This is a genomic window from Gordonia otitidis NBRC 100426 (assembly GCF_000248075.1).
Taxonomy (GTDB): Bacteria; Actinomycetota; Actinomycetes; order Mycobacteriales; family Mycobacteriaceae; genus Gordonia; species Gordonia otitidis.
In genome coordinates, this window is record NZ_BAFB01000012.1 from 25746 (window position 1) to 42935 (window position 17190).

General features: G+C 65.6%; 17 protein-coding genes. 11 read left to right on the top strand and 6 right to left on the bottom strand.

The features are described from left to right. Positions 1 to 99: 99 nt before the first annotated feature. Positions 100 to 675, bottom strand: coding sequence for a hypoxanthine phosphoribosyltransferase (gene hpt, locus GOOTI_RS01780; RefSeq protein ID WP_007236834.1), 576 nt, complete (start codon positions 673 to 675; stop codon positions 100 to 102). 403 nt (positions 676 to 1078) lie between these two features. Here hpt and GOOTI_RS01785 point away from each other — a divergent pair, with 403 nt between their 5' ends. The 8 genes from GOOTI_RS01785 (at position 1079) to GOOTI_RS01820 (ending at position 8593) form a co-directional block, all read left to right on the top strand. Continuing rightward, positions 1079 to 1822: a DUF8020 domain-containing protein gene (locus tag GOOTI_RS01785; protein ID WP_233425394.1), complete on the top strand. Its 744-nt coding sequence runs from the start codon at positions 1079 to 1081 to the stop codon at positions 1820 to 1822. Positions 1823 to 2020: 198 nt separating this feature from the next. Continuing rightward, the gene (locus GOOTI_RS01790; RefSeq protein WP_039993127.1) at positions 2021 to 2635 is read left to right on the top strand and encodes a TetR/AcrR family transcriptional regulator; all 615 of its coding nucleotides are present in this window, start codon (positions 2021 to 2023) and stop codon (positions 2633 to 2635) included. Positions 2636 to 2919: 284 nt separating this feature from the next. Continuing rightward, on the top strand, positions 2920 to 3300 hold the full coding sequence (locus GOOTI_RS01795) for a YidH family protein (protein ID WP_007236837.1): 381 nt from the start codon (positions 2920 to 2922) through the stop codon (positions 3298 to 3300). Continuing rightward, positions 3297 to 3617, top strand: coding sequence for a DUF202 domain-containing protein (locus tag GOOTI_RS01800; protein ID WP_007236838.1), 321 nt, complete (start codon positions 3297 to 3299; stop codon positions 3615 to 3617). Before GOOTI_RS01795 ends, GOOTI_RS01800 begins: the two co-directional genes overlap by 4 nt. Positions 3618 to 3664: 47 nt before the next feature. After that, entirely contained in the window at positions 3665 to 4624 is a 960-nt protein-coding gene (locus tag GOOTI_RS01805) for a formylglycine-generating enzyme family protein (RefSeq protein ID WP_039993129.1), read from the top strand. A gap of 88 nt (positions 4625 to 4712) precedes the next feature. Continuing rightward, positions 4713 to 6146, top strand: a complete 1434-nt coding sequence (locus GOOTI_RS01810) for a sulfatase family protein (protein ID WP_007236840.1) — start codon at positions 4713 to 4715, stop codon at positions 6144 to 6146. Between the two features lie 74 nt (positions 6147 to 6220). Beyond that, on the top strand, positions 6221 to 7876 hold the full coding sequence (locus GOOTI_RS01815; protein ID WP_007236841.1) for an FAD-binding dehydrogenase: 1656 nt from the start codon (positions 6221 to 6223) through the stop codon (positions 7874 to 7876). Positions 7877 to 7918: 42 nt separating this feature from the next. Further along, positions 7919 to 8593, top strand: coding sequence for a DUF3159 domain-containing protein (locus GOOTI_RS01820; protein ID WP_007236842.1), 675 nt, complete (start codon positions 7919 to 7921; stop codon positions 8591 to 8593). Between the two features lie 8 nt (positions 8594 to 8601). Here GOOTI_RS01820 and tilS read toward each other — a convergent pair whose 3' ends face one another. The 3 genes from tilS to dacB are packed head-to-tail and all read right to left on the bottom strand — an operon-like array spanning position 8602 to position 12076. Next, positions 8602 to 9561 (bottom strand): tRNA lysidine(34) synthetase TilS, encoded by a 960-nt coding sequence (gene tilS, locus GOOTI_RS01825; RefSeq protein WP_039993112.1) that lies wholly within the window; start codon positions 9559 to 9561, stop codon positions 8602 to 8604. Continuing rightward, positions 9540 to 10673, bottom strand: coding sequence for an Rv3626c family coenzyme F420 biosynthesis-associated protein (locus tag GOOTI_RS01830; protein WP_007236844.1), 1134 nt, complete (start codon positions 10671 to 10673; stop codon positions 9540 to 9542). Before GOOTI_RS01830 ends, tilS begins: the two co-directional genes overlap by 22 nt. Further along, on the bottom strand, positions 10670 to 12076 hold the full coding sequence (gene dacB / locus GOOTI_RS01835) for a D-alanyl-D-alanine carboxypeptidase/D-alanyl-D-alanine endopeptidase (RefSeq protein WP_083835824.1): 1407 nt from the start codon (positions 12074 to 12076) through the stop codon (positions 10670 to 10672). Before dacB ends, GOOTI_RS01830 begins: the two co-directional genes overlap by 4 nt. A 137-nt stretch (positions 12077 to 12213) precedes the next feature. On the opposite strand from dacB, the gene GOOTI_RS01840 reads away from it, so the two are divergent. Beyond that, a complete protein-coding gene (locus tag GOOTI_RS01840) occupies positions 12214 to 12696 on the top strand; it encodes an inorganic diphosphatase (RefSeq protein ID WP_007236846.1) in 483 nt (160 codons plus the stop codon). Positions 12697 to 12818: 122 nt separating this feature from the next. Here the strand turns inward: GOOTI_RS01840 and GOOTI_RS01845 are convergent, their stop codons facing one another. Both GOOTI_RS01845 and GOOTI_RS01850 read right to left on the bottom strand, forming a co-directional pair. After that, entirely contained in the window at positions 12819 to 14510 is a 1692-nt protein-coding gene (locus GOOTI_RS01845; RefSeq protein WP_007236847.1) for an MDR family MFS transporter, read from the bottom strand. Beyond that, positions 14507 to 15004, bottom strand: a complete 498-nt coding sequence (locus tag GOOTI_RS01850; protein WP_007236848.1) for a MarR family winged helix-turn-helix transcriptional regulator — start codon at positions 15002 to 15004, stop codon at positions 14507 to 14509. Before GOOTI_RS01850 ends, GOOTI_RS01845 begins: the two co-directional genes overlap by 4 nt. Positions 15005 to 15230: 226 nt before the next feature. Here GOOTI_RS01850 and alc point away from each other — a divergent pair, with 226 nt between their 5' ends. Together alc and GOOTI_RS01860 are read left to right on the top strand one after the other, a co-directional pair. After that, positions 15231 to 16214 (top strand): allantoicase, encoded by a 984-nt coding sequence (gene alc, locus GOOTI_RS01855; protein ID WP_007236849.1) that lies wholly within the window; start codon positions 15231 to 15233, stop codon positions 16212 to 16214. Between the two features lie 194 nt (positions 16215 to 16408). Next, positions 16409 to 17190 (top strand): alkaline phosphatase D family protein (locus GOOTI_RS01860; RefSeq protein WP_039993117.1); only part of this gene is annotated, 782 nt, incomplete at its 3' end.

Genomic DNA, 17190 nt, shown 5'->3' on the forward strand with positions numbered 1-17190 from the left:
CATGCAGGTGAAACCGTTCCCCGCGGTGAAATCGTCGGCCGTCGTCGTTTCGACCTCACCGTCGGCTCGGCGTGTGCGATCGTCCGCGCTCCCCGGACGTCACTTCTCGTACACCGACGCCCGCAGGCGGCCGATGAAGGGCAGGTCGCGATAGCGCTCGGCGTAGTCGAGGCCGTATCCGACGACGAATTCGTTGGGGATGTCGAACCCGATGTCGGCGACCTCGACCGGGGATCGGACCGCTTCGGGTTTGCGCAGCAACGTGCAGACGGCGAGTGACCGTGGCTGCCGCGTGGCGAGGTTCTTCATCAGCCACGACAGCGTGAGTCCCGAGTCGATGATGTCCTCGACGATCAGCACGTCCCGGCCGGCGATGTCACGGTCGAGATCCTTCAGGATGCGCACCACACCGGACGAGGAGGTCGCCGAGCCGTAGCTCGACACCGCCATGAACTCCATCTGCGAGGGGATGGGCAGCGCACGGGCGAAGTCGGTCATGAACATGATCGCGCCCTTGAGGACACCGATCAGGACGAGATCGTCCTGCAGGTCCGTGTAGCGCGCCGCCACCGACGCAGCCAGCTCGGCGGTTCGAGCCTTGATCTGTTCCTCCGTGATGAGGACTGCCTCGATGTCGTCACCGTAGTGGTGCTCGATCTCGATCTCGGAATGCACGGATACCAGCTTGACATGTCGGGTAGCCGCGGGTCGCAGTCGGTGCCGAGCGATGCCGAAGCCTCCCCCATCCACCCGAGGACCCGCGCCTCGAGATCGGGGCGATCCGACAACGAACAAATAGGTCGAGAACGATCCCCCGATCGGACGACATTCATCCTCCGTTAACAGGACATTCGTATCACGGGGAGATAACAAACCGTATCAGGCGTCACCTTTGCGGCGGGTTTCCCGCACATTCCCGTATTTCCGATGAGAATCCACTTCGGGACATCGTCGATCAATTCTATTAATGCATCTAAACAATGATGTTCCGGGATTCAGATCGGTAAAACCGCTCGGGGCCGCGGGATCTTACGCCGAATCCGCCACCAATCGGATCGAGGATATGGACGGAACACCGATGAACCATCAACGACGCGGTTCGACACCCACGCACCACTCGGTACTGCCGGATTTCGTAAGACCCTCCACCACAATCACTCTCACCCGACTGATCGCGGTCCTCGCTGCGGCGGTCCTGACCATCCCCCTGGTGCACTCGATCGCTCAGGCCGCCCCTCCGCCCCCCTCGGTGCACTATCAACTGTCACAGACCCCCACGGGAGTGAATCTGTCGGTTTCCGACGGTTCGATCTCACGCGAAGGCAATGACGTCGTCGTCAAGAATTCCGCAGGCCAGGCGTTATTCCGGATGGGTTTGCGGTATCGCAGCGAGTACCTCGAGTATCCGATCGACGCTGCCGTTTCCGGCAAATCCGTCTCGCTGACTCCGTCTCGCGACGTCTCGCGCGCACATCCGCTCGACCCTCGACAGGTCAATGCGGTGCGACAGGTCGCCGCCAAGCAGGCCCCGCCCAAGCAGACACGGCAGCAGCGTGACAACGAGGCTCTCGACCGCTTCAACGGTGTCCTCAACGCGGGAATGACCATCTCATCGCTCGTCGGTCTCGCGATCGGCGCCGTGGTGGGAGGGATCGCCGGCTGCGCCATCGCAGGCGTGACCCTCACACCGCTCGGATGCGTGTTCGCGGGTATCCCGATCGGCGCGGGCGTCGGCTCGATCGTCGGGGTGATCCTCGGCGGAGGCGGAACGCTCATCGTGGCGGCGATTCAGTACTTCCAGACCATCACGTCGCCGGTCTGAGCCGAGGGGCCCCCGATTCCGGCCGGTGCGACGCGCGAGCCCGCGGGTAGCTGAACGTCGCATCGGCCGGCGTCCTAGTATTGGCCACACCGACGTCGACGCCGGTGAGTGGTCAGGCGCGCCGACGTCAATCGCGGCATCGGCCGAGGACGGATACCGCAGAGAACTGCGGAGAAGAATGAAGGGTGGTCGCGATTCGTGGCGTCTCAAGATCGCCGGATCGCACGCACTCGTCGGCAACTCCGCCAAGCCTTCATCTCACTCGTGCTCGAGCGCGGATACTCGTCGATCACCGTCGAGGACATCACCACCAGAGCAGACCTCGGCCGCGCGACCTTCTACGCGCACTACACAGACAAAGATGCACTCTTCGAGCAGATAGTCGACGAGGTCATCGCAGACATGCAGGTACGTCTGGAACCGGTGTTCGGCAAGGACGGGCGCGGATTCACCGGGCAAGCGATCACCGCGTTGTTCCACCACGCCGCACAGGAGCGCGACACCTACCGCGTCATCCTGCGCGGTGAGGGGGACGGCCTCGGGCTGCGACGCTTCGTCGACGATCGCTCCGCCCGCGTGACCGAGTACTTCACCCACCGATCCGACGCAGAAGGCGTGCGTATGCGCATCGACCCCGAGATCCTCGCGCGCGCCTGGGTCGGCGAAATCGCAACCGTTCTCGCGTGGTGGCTCGAATCAGATCCCCGAGCCCCGATCGACGACATCACGGACGAACTCCTCAACCTCTCGCTCCATGGTCGGTATTGGGCGTCCGGATTCGACGCCGAGGGCGCCCAGCCACCGACTTCCTGACGGGGTTACTCCCTAAGCGGGTCACTCGCTGACCGGTCGGACTCTCGACCGGGTGCCGCCCGTGTCCATCGTGCGCCGCGTTCTGACCCGGCGAAGCGACAACACCCACTGCGCGATCGCTACCGGCAACCATCTGCGGACATATCAGCCTGGCTAGTTATGGCGCAGCTCATAGTTGCCCGTCCCGGTGATCCACGACTCTTGTCCTCGGCTTGGACATCGCGTATGTTTCCAGTCATAACGTCTTGTTTCATACACACAGTCTTCTTTCTTTGAGGTGAGCCATGGTTGCGCAGCAGTGCGGCAGCGATGACGGCACGGCAACCGATGAGGCAGCCGCCGATGTCGTCGACTATCGCTTCACGCTCGCGAACGAACGCACTTTCCTCGCATGGATCCGTACCTCGCTCGGGTTGCTCGCGGGCGGCGTCGCCCTCCAGTCGCTCGCAGCGCAGTTCGCGACAGCCGACTACCGGCGCGCGATAGCCCTGTCGTGCGCAGTCCTGGCCCTTGTGTTGTGCTGCTTGGCGTTTCGACAGTGGAGGCGAGTCAACCGGGCAATGCATCAAGGGACGGAACTCCCCGGGAATCTGGTCGTGCCGCTCGTCGCCGTCGGCGTCGTCCTCATCGCGATCGCGGCTGTTCTCGCGCTGGTTCTGTCATGACGACACAGTCGCCGTGGCCCGCGGATCCCGGCCTTGCCGTCGAGCGCACCGCGCTTGCCTGGCGTCGAACGACGCTGACCGCCGTAGTGACAGTCTTCCTGCTCGCGCACGCCGCTGTCGTCAGAGCCCCGGTCGCTGCCGCATTCTGCGTCGCCGCGGCCGCTGCGTGTGTCGTCGTGTTGGCGTTCATCTGCTTCCGACGCAGTCGCGTGCTGATGCAGCGCATCTCGGCACCTACCCACTTCCACCTCGCCACCATCACGGCACTCGTTGCCGTCGCCTGCACCTGTACCGCGATTGTCGCAGTCGTCGGCTAGACCACAGGACGGAGAGTTTCTCGATGACACCCGTACTCGGAGAAGACATGCGCACAGCGTCCGACCGACCGGACGGGGACGCCAGCACATGCTGCGCTCCCGGACGTCGACCTTCACCGCCGAGCAGTAGCGACCACGAAGCACCGCAACGAATTCGAACGACAGACCATGCGCTGGCTCTCGACCGCTTGATCGCGCTGCCTGCCGCGGAGTTCTGGATGGGTGACGACGGACCGTCGAGCCACGCCGCCGACGGCGAAGGTCCGATCAGATCGACGACCGTCGACGCGTTCGCCATCTCCGCACACACCGTCACCAACGCCGAGTTCGACGAGTTCGTGACGAACAGCGAATACGTCACCGACGCAGAGCGTTTCGGGTGGTCCTTCGTGTTCGCCGGTTTTCTTCCCGCAGCACTGAGACGCGCCTCGCCCCGACCCGAGGGCACCCCGTGGTGGTGCGCGGTCACCGATGCCACCTGGCGGGCACCAGAAGGTCCGGGCAGCGATGTCAGCGAGAGAGCCGACCATCCCGTCGTGCACGTCTCATGGAACGATGCCCGCGCCTTCTGCCGATGGGCCGGTGTGCGCCTGCCGACCGAAGCCGAGTGGGAGTACGCCGCACGAGGCGGGCTGAGCAGAGCGCGCTATCCGTGGGGTGACGAGCTCGATGAGGACGAGAGCTTTCGGTGCAACATCTGGCGGGGCTCCTTCCCGGCTCGCAACACCGCCGCCGACGGATACCGATCGACGGCGCCGGTAGAAGCGTTCGAGCCCAACGGATTAGGCCTCTACAACATGGTCGGCAACGTCTGGGAATGGACGGCCGACCCATGGCGCGTCGACCACTCCGGCACTCCACATGAAGCGCCGGAGTCCCGATACGCCATGCGCGGCGGCTCACACATGTGCCACGACAGCTACTGCAATCGCTACCGAGTCTCGGCGCGCACCTCGAACTCCGCCGACGGCAGCAGCGGGAACATCGGCTTCCGCATCGCCCGCTGATACACACGCACTTCTCTTTCCGTTCGGTCATTCCACCGACGACCTGAAAACCCGCAATCCACGCCCCACAAAAGGAAGTGAGACAACCATGTCCTCCACCCCCACGAACGTGCTGCTGATCATGTCCGACCAGCACAATCCGAAGATCATGGGCTCGGCAGGCAACCCGCTCGTCGCAACACCGAACATGGACCGCCTCGCCGCGCGGGGAACGAGATTCAGCGATGCCTACTGCGCGAGTCCCATCTGCGTGCCGTCCCGCGCCTCGGTCGCCACCGGCCTGTACCCGCACCAGACGCGGTATTGGGACAACGCCATGGGATACGACGGCGCTGTCGAGAGTTGGGGACACGAGCTACAGAAGGTGGGGCGGCGTGTCGAGTCGATCGGAAAGCTGCACTATCGCAACGAGAACGATCCGACCGGATTCGACGTGCAGCACCTGCCGATGCACCTCAAGGACGGTGTCGGACAGATCTGGGGATCAGTACGAGATCCGTTGCCGCGCAGAGACAATGCGCCTCTCATGGTGTCCTTCTCCGGTGGTGCGGAATCCGACTACACACGCTACGACGCCGCGGTCACCGACCGCACGTGCGAGTGGCTCGCCGACGAGCACAACCACGACGAACCGTGGGTACTGTACTCGGGACTGCTCGCGCCGCATTTCCCCTACCTCGCACCACCCGAGTTCTTCGAACTCTACAACCCCGACGACATGCCCACCCCGACCATGCGGCCCGAGCACGGTCACGCCCGTCACCCGTGGGTCGAGGCCTTCGCAGGAGTCCTACCCGGCCTCGACGACGCCAACACCGAGGAGGAGCGTCGACGCGCCGCTGCCGCCTACTACGGTTTGGTGAGCTATCTCGACCACAACGTCGGACGCATTCTCGACGCACTCGATGCCAGCGGACAGGCCGAGAACACACTGGTCATTTACACCAGCGACCACGGCGACATGGTCGGGAGCCGTGGGCTGTGGGGAAAGTCGTTGCTCTACACCGAATCAGCCGGAGTGCCGCTGATCATCGCGGGACCAGGCGTCGAAGCAGGCACGGTCAACTCCACCCCGACGAGCCTCCTCGATCTCTACCCGACGATCCTCGACGCCGCCGGAGTCGCCGCGACCGGCGAACCGCGGCCAGGCACATCGCTCCTACAGATCGCCGAGTCACCCGATCCCGAGCGTGCCGTCATGAGCGAGTACCACGCGATGGGGGCGGCCAGCGGCGCGTTCCTGTTGCGCAAGGGCGACTACGTCCTGCACCACTATGTGGGGTACGACGACGAACTCTACGACGTCGCAACCGATCCGAACCAAACGAAGGATCTGGCACACGACCCGGCCTACCGGGAGACGCTCGCGGCGCTCCTCGCCGAGATCGAATCCATCTGCAACCCAACGGATGTAGACGCACAGGCCAAAGCCGACCAGGCCGCACTCGTCGAGCGATTCGGTGGTCCCGCTGTCGCAGCAACCCTCGGTACCCCCGGCGAGACCCCGCCGCCCGCGGTCTGACACCGCACCGTGTGCAAGACGACCTTCCCGACTCGCACACACAGACAACCACCGAGCACACGTAGAGAGATCCCATGACACATTCACCAGAGGCCGACGTCCTCGTCGTCGGAGCAGGACTGGCGGGTCTGGTCACCGCCACCGAGATCGCGGCCACCGGCAAGTCCGTCCTGATCCTCGACCAGGAGAACGCAGCCAACATCGGGGGCCAGGCATTCTGGTCGTTCGGCGGTCTGTTCCTCGTCGACAGTCCCGAACAACGCCGCGTGGGCATCCACGACTCGTTCGACCTCGCGTGGACCGATTGGCAGGCCACCGCCGGCTTCGACAGGCCGGACGAGGACGCGTGGCCGAGGCGCTGGGCCGAGGCCTACGTCCACTTCGCCGCCGAGGAGAAGCGACAGTGGCTCTCCGAGTTGGGAATTTCGTTCTTTCCGGTCGTGGGCTGGGCCGAGCGGGGTGGCGCAACGGCACTGGGGCCGGGGAACTCGGTGCCCCGTTTTCACATCACCTGGGGCACCGGTCCCGCACTGGTCGAGGCGTTCACCAGTCGTATCGCGGCGTCAGGCGGACGAATCCGCTTCGCCCACAGGCATTGCGTCGACGAGATCACCACACGCGACGGAGCGGTGACCGGCGTTCGGGGCCGAGTACTCGCGGACTCGCCTACCGCGCGGGGCGTCGCTTCCAACCGGACCATCGTGTCGGAGTTCGAGTTTCGCGCCGACGCAGTCGTCGTCACCTCGGGCGGTATCGGGGGAAACCCGGAGTTGGTCCGGAAACACTGGCCCGCACGGCTCGGACCCGTCCCCGAGCGGATGCTGTCGGGTGTTCCCGCGCATGTCGACGGCCGAATGCTCGAGATCAGTGAAGCAGCGGGTGCGCGCCTGGTCAATCAGGACCGCATGTGGCATTACACAGAAGGCATCACCAACTACGACCCGGTCTGGCCCAACCACGGGATACGAATCCTGCCCGGACCATCGTCGCTGTGGTTGGACGCCACCGGCAAACGTCTGCCCGCCCCGATCTACCCGGGCTCGGACACCCTCGGCACCACCGAGGCCATTCTGGCCACCGGGCACGACTACAGCTGGTTCATCTGCACCGAGAAGATCATCGAAAAGGAATTCGGTCTCTCCGGCCAGGAACAGAACCCCGACCTGACCGGGAAAGATCTCAAGCTCTTGACCACACGAGCCCGCGGTGGGGTTCCCGGACCTGTCGAGGCATTCACCCGGCGAGGCGTCGACTTCCTGGTGCGCGACAACCTTGACGACCTTGTCACGGCGATGAACGACCTCACCGGCTCGGCGTTGCTCGATGTGGAGACCGTTCGAGACGAGGTCACCGCCCGCGACCGTCAACTCGACAACAAGTTCAGCAAGGACCACCAGATGGCGGCAATTGCCAACGCGCGCAGATACCTTCCCGACAGGATCACGCGAGTTGCGTCGCCGCATCGACTTCTCGACCCCAAGGCTGGTCCCCTCATCGCGGTTCGACTCAACCTACTGACCCGCAAGACCCTTGGCGGCATCCACACCGATCTCAGCGCACGGGCACTACGAACGGACGGAACTCCCGTCGATGGCCTGTACGCGGCGGGCGAAGTCGCGGGGTTCGGCGGTGGCGGAATGCACGGCTATCGCGCTCTGGAAGGCAGCTTCCTCGGTGGATGCCTGTTCTCCGGCCGGACTGCGGGCCGCGCAGTCGCAGCACAACTGTGAACCATCCCTCTCTCCCCTCCCATACCATCGTTAGGACACAACATGACTGCCGCAGCAAGCCCTCCACCGGACACCACTGACGAGACCATCGGGGCCTTACGTTGGATGCGAACGAAGATCCGCGAGGTGGGCGCCGTTCGACACCTCATCGACGGTGGCGCACCCATCCTCGCCTTCATCATCGGTTACCAACTCGGCAACATCGTTGTCGGAATCGTCGCGGCCATCGTGACTGCCGCGGTCATCGCCGGTCTCCGACTCTGGCATGGCGACAAGCCCCTGACCGTCGCCATCTCAGCGGGCTTGATCCTCGTGTTCTCAGCCATGGCCGCAGCCACCGGCGAGGGCAGAGACTTCTTCTTGCCGCCGCTGATCCTGTACACAGCGCTGACCGTAGTCTTCGGTGTCAGTCTGGCAACCCCGTCACCGCTCTCACTGCCCATCTGCCGCAAGATCCGACTCGAGCCGCAGAGTGGTCAACTCTCCGACCCCGCCGATCGGGTCCGATTCCATCGGCGCCTCACGCTGGTGTGGGCACTGTTCTGCCTCGCCCACGTGCTGATCATGGGCCCCGTCTACCTGGCGAACAACGTGGTCCTGCTCGGCGCACTCGCACTGATCCTGAACAAGCCCGCGCTCATCGTGGCCGTGGCAGGTACCGGAATCTGGGTGCGCGCCAGTGTCAAGTCGGCGTCCGCGTCGGGCAACACCCGCTGACCCCCCGCTCACCGGGTGATGCCGCGGACCCGCAGGACGTCGTCGACGCGAACCGCCACCAGCCGGTGGTCGGGCCCGCCCCCGACGGCCACCTGTCCTCCGCGTAGCCCGCGCACCACGTCGTCGGCGGCCTCGATCACCCGCGTCGTCGGTTCGGTCGCCCCGACCTCGAGCAACCAGCGCCGCACCACCCGTGTTCGCACGGCGTCCGGCAGTCGGGCGACTGAATCGACGTCGAGTTCGGTGTCTGCTCCGCCTCCCCGCGCCGACCTCGAGAAGGCGTCGTCGGCGATCTCGTCGAGTGCCGCGACGTCGGACTGCAGCGCCGTGGCTGTACGTGCCAGCGCCTGCACCACCCCACCGTGCAGCACGTCGTCGAGCAGCGGAATCACCTCGGCCCGCAACCGAACGCGGGTGAATCGCGGATCGCGGTTGTGCGGGTCGGCGTGCGCGGGTAACCCCAGTTCCGTGCAGGTCCCGACCGTCTCTGACCGACGCACACCCAACAGCGGCCGTCCCCAGGGTGCGCGCCAGGCGCGCATCCCCGCGAGAGAGCGCGCCCCCGACCCGCGGCCGAGACCGAGCAGCACGGTCTCGGCCTGGTCGTCCATGGTGTGCGCGAGCAGTACCGGCAGCCCGTCGCGCGCATCCTCGAGCGCCGCGTACCTCGCGTCGCGCGCCGCGGCTTCCATGCCGCCGTCGGTTCCGACGCTCACGCGCAAGACCTGTGCAGACGCACCGAGATCCGCAGCGGTCCGCGCCGCATCGGCGGCCACGGCGGCCGAGGTCGGCTGCAACGCATGGTCGACGATGAGCGCACGGACCGTCAGCCCCGCCCGCAGCGCGGCGGCGGTGAGTGCCAGAGAATCCGGCCCGCCCGACAGGCCCACGCAGACCTGCGTGCCGCCCGCGAGGTGTGCGGTCGCGAACTCAGCGACCGCGCGGGTCACAGCACGCGTGCAATCCATCGCGACGGCTCGTCGATCTCGTCCGGTCGAGGTAACGTCTCCGGATTCGTCCAGATGGTGTTGAAGCGCTCCATTCCGACGGTGCCGACCACCTCGTCGACGAAGGCCTTACCCCGAATGTATTGCGCCAGTTTGGCATCCATCCCGATCAGCGCGCGGATGATGCGCTGCACCGGATTCCTGGGCGCCGTCCGTCGCTTGTCGAATGAGGCCCTGATCTGCTCGACCGTCGGAACCTGCGACGGACCGACCGCATCCATGACATGGTCGGCGTGCCCCTCGAGCAGGGTGCCCAACATCATCATGCGCGTGAACGCCTCGTACTGCTCGGGCGTCTGCAGCATCTGCATCACACCGATGATGCCCTTCTCCCGCTTGGCACCGGTAGTATTCGGCCCGCTCGCTCCGCTCCCGGCGCCGGCACCGCGAACCGCCGTATTGATCCGTGCGACGACGTCGGTCACCGACTCGCCGGCGTCGGTGGTGAGCACCGCGACGTTGTCGAGCATGTACTGCCGCAGCCAGGGGTTGGCCGAGAACTGCACACGGTGAGTCACCTCGTGCAGACACACCCAGAGACGGAAATCCGACGGCACGACCCGCAGGTTGCGTTCTACCGCAATGATATTCGGCGTCACCAGCATCAGCACACCGGTGTCGGCCGCAGCAACCGCTTCGCCGGGCTCTGGGTCGTGTGACGTGAACGGATCGTACTGTCCGAGGATCGCGCCGGCGAGAAAAGCCAGTAGGCCACCCGCCTGCACACCCCCAACCTTGCCGGAAAGCCCACCGCCGGAGGCACTCTCACCGTCGAGCATCGAACGCATCGACTGCGACGCGGCGTCGACCCAGCCGCGACGGTCGAGAACGAGCGCGCTCGGGACCTGCAGACCGTCCGCGAGTCCGGTGACCTCGCGGACCGGAGCCTCGGCGCGCACCGCGGCGTCGGCCAGTTCGGCCTGAGCGGCTGCCAGTGTGTACTCGGTGACCCTGGGCCCCGGCCGCACCAGCCGCTTCCCGACAGATGCCGCGAGCGACCAGTCGATCCGCGCGCCGATCGACTCACCGCGCTCGTCGAGACCACTTTCCTCGTCGTCGGTCGACTCGGTCATCGGCATCCGCACTCCCTCAACTTGCCTGCGACTGCGTCGAGAGCCGGACGCGCGTCCGCGGGAGAAGTTCCTCCCGAGATCAACGCGAACGACAACACCCGACCGTCGACCGTCTGCACTATGCCGGTCAACGAACTGACGCCGGTCAGTGTTCCTGTCTTCGCTCGCACCCAGCCCGCGCCGGGGTTTTCTCCGACGGTGAACCGATCGGCCAACGTGCCGGTGCCGCCTGCGACTGGCAGTCCGTCGAGCATCGGCCGGATCTTGGTGTCGACGGGCTGGTCGGCGCCGGTGGGTCCACTCGCGCTGGCCATGAGTTTGTCGAGCAGTGCCGCGGGAACGAGATTGCGGTACGAGAGGCCCGACGTGTCGCGCAACGTCACGTCGGCGACGTCGAACTTGTTGTCGGCGAGCGTCTGCGTGACGGCCGACGTGCCACCCGCCAGCGTCGCGGGGCCGCCGCGGGCGACAGACAATTCGATGCCCAGGGCTTCGGCGAGCACGTTGTCGGAGTAGCGGAGCATGTCGTTGACCCTGGTCACCAGGGGTGCCGATCGAACGGAAGCGATGGTCCGGGCGCCCGCTGGTGCCGTGACACTGCGGACCGGGGCATCGACGTCGAGTGCCTTGGCGAGTTGCTCTCCCGCGGTGATCGCCGGGTCGTCGACGCGCGGTGAGTACTCGTTGAGTGCATCGATGCGGGCACCGTCGGTCATCAGTGATTCGATCGGCGCGATGTCGCCGCCGGCGATGTCGGCTCTGCTCCAGCTGCTGTCCATCGTCGGACCGCTGAAGGCGCTGGTGTCGACGGCCACCGAGGTCACCGTGACGCCGGACTTACGGATCTGTTCGGCGAGATCGCTGATCCTGCCCGGATCGGTGTAGAAGGTCTGCGCACGCGTCGGCTGAGCCGAGAGCGTCGGATCGCCCGCGCCCTTGACGATGACCTGTCCGTCGGAGCCGACCACCACGCTCGTCGTCAAGCGCGCATCGTGGGGTAGGCCGAGCAGCGCGGCCGCCGCGGTCAGGATCTTGGTGTTCGACGCGGGCACCCGCGGGGTGTTCGGACTCTTCGACCACAGGATCGCTCCGGTCAGTGAGTCACTGACCTGACCGGTGAACTCGCCGAGTTGCGGCGCGCGGGCGGCCGCGGCGATCTGCCTGGTCACTCCGTCGGCCGTCGGTTGCGGAGCCTGCGTGGACACGGGGTTGATCGCGGGTGTCGCCGTGATCGGCGCAGGGCGCGGAGGCACACCGGCGGGCAGGTCGTCGGCGGAGTCCATGCGAAACGCCACGAACGACGCGCTCGACGCGATCAAGGCCAGCACGATCACCGACACCAGAGTCCACACGAGCGCGCGCCGACGACCCCGCACCCGACCGTGCTGCTTCCTCGCGCCCACTCGACCTCCGGTCTCGCCCGATCTCTTCCGACGCCCCACAGTATCGTTGAGGCGATTCGCGCAGCCGGACCGTGGCTGCCGACACCCGCCGAAGGCGCACCGATTCCCGCCCGAGGCGCCACGATCAAGGAGGAACCGTGGAATTCGATGTGACCATCGAGATCCCCAAGGGAAGTCGCAACAAGTACGAGGTCGACCACGAGACCGGCAAGGTCTTCCTGGACCGTTACCTCTACACCGCTTTCGGCTACCCCGCCGACTACGGCTACATCGACGACACCCTCGGAGAGGACGGCGACCCGCTCGACGCGCTGGTCCTGCTCCCCGAGTCGGTGTACCCGGGTGTGGTGGTCAAGGCACGCATCGTTGCCATGTACACGATGTCCGACGAGGCGGGCGGCGACGACAAGTTGCTCTGCGTTCCCGCCAAGGACGTCCGGTGGGATCACATCCAGGACGTCGGCGACGTCTCGGAGTACGAACTGAACGCGATCTCGCACTTCTTCGAGCACTACAAGGATCTCGAGCCCGGCAAAGAGGTCACCCCCGGCGGTTGGGTCGGCAAGGCCGAGGCCGAGAAGGTCGCGCAGGCCGCCGTCGATCGGTTCCCCGGACACTGATCGGCGCACTGCCGCCACATCCTCGAGCGAATCCACCTCATCTGTCGCGCGTCACCTTCGGCACCGCCGAAGGTTGATAGACACAGATGAGGTGGATTCGTCGGTTCAGGGGTCGGTTCAGCTCACTCGCCGGCCGCGGGCTCGCGCGTCGGCGTCCCGCGTCGAAGTGGCAGTTCTTTCCACGTGACGGTTCCGATGATCGCGAGCAGTGAGACGATGGACACGGTCAGGAAGACCGAGTCCATCGACTTCGCGAAGCCCTCCTTGATCGGATCTCCCAGCTCGGCAGGCAGGTTCTCGATGATCGACGTATCGCTCATCACCGAGTCCGACGACCCGCCCGCACCGTCGGGGTTCTGCGACGCCGCGATGAGACTCTTGGCGAATCCACTGACCTGCGGGTCGTCGCTGCCCGCGGCCTTGACGACTGCAGCCCGGTACTCGGGGGTCTTGGCCGCCGAGACCATCTCGTCGGAGATGTTCGGACCCATGAGGCTGAACAGCAGCGAGAAGAACACGGCCACACCGAGAGTTGCGCCGATCTGACGGAAGAAGGTCGCGGTGCCGGTCGACAGGCCCATGTCCTTGGGCGGCAGAATGTTCTGCATCGCGAGGGTGATCGGCTGCATCAGGTTGCCGAGACCGAAGCCGAGCAGGAACGCCATGAGCATGACGATCCACACCGGCGTCGAGGTCGAGACCAGGTGCAGCAGGAACGTGGCAACCGTGATCAACACGGCACCCACGATGGTGAACACCTTGTATCTGCCCGTGCGCGAGATCATCTGGCCCGAGGCGATCGACCCTGACATCAGGCCGAGGACCATCGGCAGCATCTGCAGTCCGGCGACCATCGGCGACGATCCGCGCAGCACCTGGAAGTACTGCGGCAGCATCGAGATCCCGCCGAACATCACGGCACCGACGACCATCGAGATCACGATGCCCTGTGCGAAGACCGGATTCTTGAAGACGCGCAGTGGGATCAGAGCGTCGTCGCCCATCTTGTGTTCGATCCAGACGAACAGCACGATGCCGAAGATGCCGATCGCGTAACACAGCAACGACCATCCCGAGAACCATCCCCAGGTGCGGCCCTGTTCGGCGACTATCAGCAGCGGTGCGATACCGACGGCGAGCGCGAAGGCACCCCAGTAGTCGGTGCGGCCGTTCTGCCCCTTCTGCTGGTCGTAGTTGAGCACCTTGGCGACGACGACCAACGCGAAGATGCCGATCGGCACGTTGACCAGGAACACCCAGCGCCAGCCCGACACCCAGAGGATCGACGACTGGCCCGCGAAGAATCCACCGAGGACAGGCCCCAACACGCTCGACGTACCGAACACCGCGAGGAAATAGCCCTGATACTTGGCTCGTTCGCGGGGCGGGACGATGTCTCCGATGGTGGTCAGCGCCAGGGTGAACAACCCACCCGCACCGAGCCCCTGGAGCGCACGGAACGCTGCGAGTTCATACATCGACGTCGCCATCGAGCACAGTAGGGATCCGACGACGAAGATCGAAATGGCAAGCAGGAAGAAGGGTTTGCGGCCATAGAGATCCGACAGTTTGCCGTAGAGCGGCGTGACGATCGTCGACGTCACGAGGTAGGCCGTCGTCACCCACGCCTGCATGTCGTAGCCGTGCAGGTCGTCGGCGATGGTGCGGATGGCGGTCGACACGATCGTCTGGTCCAGCGCGGCCAGGAACATGCCGAGCATCAGACCCGCGAGGATCGTGAGGATCTGCCGGTGTGTGAGCCCGGCCCCTGCCAGTTCACCCGACGGCGTCGTGGCCTGTGTCCCGTCTGTCATCTCGATCCCTTCACGTTCTCGTGCCCCTTGGCGTCGTCATGTGCGGGCACGATGAGCTGCTCCGCGGCGTCGACGAACCGGTCGAGCAATCCGACCAGCGTCGACAGTTCTTCTTGTGTCCAGTCCGACATCGCGCCGTTGAAGGCTTCTCGCCGCATCGACCGCATGCCCTGCACCCGCTCCCGGCCGGCGTCGGTGATCACCAGCAGGGTGGCGCGGCCGTCGTCGGGGTCGGCCTCGCGTCGCACCAGACCGAGTTCGACGAGTTGCGCGACATGCCGTGAGACGGTTGACGGGTCGGCATTGAGCGCTGCGGCGAGCTCACTCGACCGCATCGAGTGGCGGTCGAGGTGGAACAACCCACGGAACGCGGCGGTCTCGAACTCGCCGTCCGGCGTGCGAAACGTCGTGTGGACCGCCCGATCGCGTATCCGGAGATAGCGGGCGAGGGTATCGAAGAGCTGGTCGATTGACTCCGGCTCGAGTACGCTCATCCTCTCCCACCGTCGTCGTCACGCACGCAGACCCCTCGAAGCCCGTGGGCAGTATCGAATGGACAAAACAGACATGTGCGATCCTCCGCAAATAGTTGCGGGTTACAAGTAAATGTCGCCCGCAAGTATGCGCTCGAATTCGGTGCCAGGCAACAGCCCACTAGGATGAACATCCGTGACTCCTCAGCCCCCACCACCCAGCGGTAGTCGTCCCCATTTCACCTCGATGCCCGATCTGGCATTACGTGACCTCGGTGGCGCGGTGGTGTGGACTAACGACGACCTGTTCGCCGAGGTGCAGAATCTGATCACGACCGGTCCGGCCGAATATCGTCCGGCCACGTTCGGGCACAAGGGTCAGATCTACGACGGCTGGGAAACCCGCAGGCGTCGCCGGGACGGGGTCGACCAGGCGATCATCCGGCTCGGCGCTCCCGGCGTGATCTACGGCGTCGTCGTCGACACCTCGTGGTTCAAGGGCAACTACCCGCCGGAGATCTCGGTGGAGGCCACCGCCGTCGAGGGAGTGGTGTCGGCACAGGAACTCGTCGACGACGCCGAGTGGACCACGATCGTCGAGAAGAGTCCGGTCGACGGCGACACCCGTAACCCGTTCAAGGTCGACGCCAAGGACCGCTTCACGCACGTCCGGCTGACCATGCACCCCGACGGCGGCATCGCGCGGTTCCGCGTACACGGCCGCGGTGTGCCCAATCCGCATTTCTTCCGCTACGGTCACTTCGACCTCGCGGCGCTGGAGAACGGCGGCCTGATCACCGCGTGCTCGAACATGTTCTACAGTTCTCCGAACAACCTGCTGATGCCGGGTCGCGCCCGCCACATGGGTGAGGGCTGGGAGACCAGTCGTCGCCGTGACTCCGGCAACGACTGGGTGCAGGTACGTCTCGCCGGTCAGGGTCGGGTCAGTCTCGTCGAACTCGACACCAGCTACTTCATCGGCAATGCGCCGGGTGCTGCCACGGTCCGCGGACGTGACGGCGAGGACGGCGAGTGGTTCGACGTGCTGCCACGAACCGAACTGCAGCCCGACACCCGCCATCGGTTCGTGATCGATCTCGACCGACCGATGACCGAGGCCCGCATGGACATCTTCCCCGACGGCGGCATGGCCCGGTTCAAGCTCTACGGACTACTCACCGAGGAATCCCAGGCGGGACTCATCGAGCAGTGGGAGCGCGGCGAGGCCTGAGCCCGCGCCGACCGCCGGATGCGGGGTCTGCCAGATCACACATTCCCTCCGTTGTGTCGGCGAGAGCCGGATGTGGTCACCCGGCGTTCACCTGAATCACCCGATCCGGACACCTGTCGGGTTTTGACTGACACCTCGTGGCTCCCAGACCCCGGAAAAGCGTCGAAACCTCCTTCTCTCCCACCGCGGCGCACATGTCGCGCAGGACGTTCCTGAGGTCGGCGTCCGTCGCGGCGGGTACGGCGGCCGTCGCGTCGACCGCTGTCCCTGCGATGGCGACACCGGCCACGAACGCTTTCGTCCATTCGGTCGCGTCGGGCGACCCGCTGCCCGACCGGGTGATCCTGTGGACCCGGGTGACCCCGGTACCGCAAGCGACGCCCGGGTCGGGCATCGGCGCCCCGTCGACGCTGCGATGGGAGGTCGCACGCGATGCGTCGTTCTCCGGCATCGTCTCGTCCGGAACCACGACGACGTCGGCTCAGCGGGATCACACGGTCAAAGTCGACGCCGGGGGCCTGGCACCTTCGACCCGCTATTTCTACCGATTCACCGTCCTCGACGGTCCGGCCGCCGGAGCTGTGTCGCCGGTGGGCAGAACTGCAACCGCCCCCGCGACCGCTGCTGACATCGACAGGCTCCGGTTCGCGGTCTGTTCGTGCTCCAACTACGAAGCAGGGCACTTCATCTCGTATCGGGCGATGGCCGATCGCGACGACATCGACTTCGTGCTGCACCTCGGCGACTACACCTACGAATACGAATCAGGCGGCTACACAGGCGCATTCGGGGAGACAGTGCGCAAGGTCGAGCCCACTCACGCGACGGTGACCCTCGCCGACTACCGCATCCGGCAGGGCGCATACCACCAGGATCCCGACCTCGCCCGTGCACATGCCGCGCACCCCTTCATCTGCATGTGGGACGACCACGAGTCGGCCGACAACTCGTACAAAGACGGTGCGGAGAATCATGA

Excerpts from the sequence above, each read along its gene's own strand:
- GOOTI_RS01815 (WP_007236841.1), top strand. The coding sequence starts at position 6,221 with ATGACACATTCACCAGAGGCCGACGTCCTCGTCGTCGGAGCAGGACTG.
- tilS (WP_039993112.1), bottom strand. The coding sequence starts at position 9,561 with ATGGATTGCACGCGTGCTGTGACCCGCGCGGTCGCTGAGTTCGCGACC.
- GOOTI_RS01830 (WP_007236844.1), bottom strand. The coding sequence starts at position 10,673 with ATGACCGAGTCGACCGACGACGAGGAAAGTGGTCTCGACGAGCGCGGT.
- GOOTI_RS01800 (WP_007236838.1), top strand. The coding sequence starts at position 3,297 with ATGACGACACAGTCGCCGTGGCCCGCGGATCCCGGCCTTGCCGTCGAG.
- alc (WP_007236849.1), top strand. The coding sequence starts at position 15,231 with ATGCCCGATCTGGCATTACGTGACCTCGGTGGCGCGGTGGTGTGGACT.
- GOOTI_RS01795 (WP_007236837.1), top strand. The coding sequence starts at position 2,920 with ATGGTTGCGCAGCAGTGCGGCAGCGATGACGGCACGGCAACCGATGAG.
- GOOTI_RS01850 (WP_007236848.1), bottom strand. The coding sequence starts at position 15,004 with ATGAGCGTACTCGAGCCGGAGTCAATCGACCAGCTCTTCGATACCCTC.
- GOOTI_RS01810 (WP_007236840.1), top strand. The coding sequence starts at position 4,713 with ATGTCCTCCACCCCCACGAACGTGCTGCTGATCATGTCCGACCAGCAC.
- GOOTI_RS01785 (WP_233425394.1), top strand. The coding sequence starts at position 1,079 with ATGAACCATCAACGACGCGGTTCGACACCCACGCACCACTCGGTACTG.
- GOOTI_RS01820 (WP_007236842.1), top strand. The coding sequence starts at position 7,919 with ATGACTGCCGCAGCAAGCCCTCCACCGGACACCACTGACGAGACCATC.
- GOOTI_RS01805 (WP_039993129.1), top strand. The coding sequence starts at position 3,665 with ATGCGCACAGCGTCCGACCGACCGGACGGGGACGCCAGCACATGCTGC.
- GOOTI_RS01845 (WP_007236847.1), bottom strand. The coding sequence starts at position 14,510 with ATGACAGACGGGACACAGGCCACGACGCCGTCGGGTGAACTGGCAGGG.